Below are 1,501 nucleotides of genomic sequence, written 5' to 3'. Positions count from 1 at the left end.
AAATATATCCATCCTTCCCAGAGATATATTTCCATTACTGGTTATGAAGGTGGTGGATTCCTGATATCTAAAGATTATGGTCGTACCTGGGATCGGGCCAGATATTCACCAGGTAGTGGTGCTATTAAATATGGCGCATCCTACCCTGTGCGAGATGAAATTGATTCATTCACCGTCGTCAATGACCAGGGTTATATGCTGACAAAAAACGGTGATCTCTATTTAAGTTCAAAACCCTTTGATGATCCACGCCTTGAACCGGGTGGTAGTGGGATTGATTACACCATCACAACAAAAAAAGGGGAAAAGAAAATAAACCACATACTCCCTGGTTATGGTGGTGGAAAATGGGGTAAAGAATATTCCTCCTGGAATTCGTTTGCTGGCCCTGATCATTGGACAACCGATGCTTACCGCTCCAACTTCCAGGATATCCCCAATAAAGTCCCCAAAGTTAAAAATTACACCGGCTGGGATCATATGCGCTGCGATATGGATTTTGGGCGTTCGACATCGGAAAAACAAAAATGAAACCGATAAAATGCACGCTTTTAATACTGAGTATGGTGTTAATTACCGCCTGCCATGCAAAACCAAAATCCCCTCCCTCGCAGGTGGTATATCGCTTTGACGACCATCGTTATCTTGAGTTAGTTGGTTTTAACTGTGAAGGAGCACTGTGGTATACGGACACGCAGCAAGGAATTCATTCCGAAATAGTTGATCAATTTTATCAAGTTTTTACAAAAAAATATCTGCACCCTTCGGAACGTTACATTGCAGTTCCTTTTTATGATGTATCTGGTTTTTTAATATCGAAAGACTATGGAAAAACCTGGGATGGTGCTAGTTATTCTCCAGGTAGTGGTGCAGTAAAATATGGAGCTTCCAATCCTGAACGCGAAGAGATTGATTCATTCACCGTCGTCAATGACCAGGGTTATATGCTGACAAAAAACGGTGATCTCTATTTAAGTTCAAAACCCTTTGATGATCCACGCCTGGAACCGGGCGGTAGTGGGATTGATTATGTTCGAACATCGAAAAAAGGGATCGATAAAACTATGCATCTTCTTCGTCCGGGAGAAGGTGGAGGAGCCTGGGGTGAAGACTACGTTTCGTGGAATTCAATTCAAGGTACTATGCCATGGACAATCTATGCATACCGCTCCAACTTCAAGGATATCCCCAATAAAGTCCCCGAAGTTAAAAATTACACCGGCTGGGATCATATGCGTTGCGATATGGATTTAGGACTTTCGACATCGGAAAAAAAAAAATGAAACCGATAAAATGCACGCTTTTAATACTGAGTATGGTGTTAATTACCGCCTGCCATGCAAAACCAAAATCGCCACCGACTCAGGTGGTATATCGTTTTGACGATCACCGTTATCTTGAGTTAGTTGGTTTTAACTGTGAAGGCGCATTGTGGTACAACGATACATCCATGAATATCCACACAGAAGTTACCAGCCAGTTTTATCGCATATTCACAAAG

General features: G+C 42.1%; 3 protein-coding genes. All 3 read left to right on the top strand.

The features are described from left to right. Positions 1-531: hypothetical protein (locus M977_RS25580; protein WP_064519641.1), on the top strand; the 531-nt coding region annotated here is incomplete at its 5' end. Next, positions 528-1,283: a T6SS immunity protein Tli3 family protein gene (locus M977_RS23780; RefSeq protein ID WP_064519636.1), complete on the top strand. Its 756-nt coding sequence runs from the start codon at positions 528-530 to the stop codon at positions 1,281-1,283. The genes M977_RS25580 and M977_RS23780, both read left to right, overlap by 4 nt. Further along, the coding region (locus M977_RS23775) for a T6SS immunity protein Tli3 family protein (RefSeq protein WP_425339060.1) at positions 1,280-1,501 on the top strand (222 nt) is incomplete at its 3' end. The genes M977_RS23780 and M977_RS23775, both read left to right, overlap by 4 nt.

This window comes from Buttiauxella gaviniae ATCC 51604 (assembly GCF_001654835.1).
GTDB lineage: Bacteria > Pseudomonadota > Gammaproteobacteria > Enterobacterales > Enterobacteriaceae > Buttiauxella > Buttiauxella gaviniae.
This window is presented reverse-complemented; position numbering and strand designations above follow the sequence as displayed.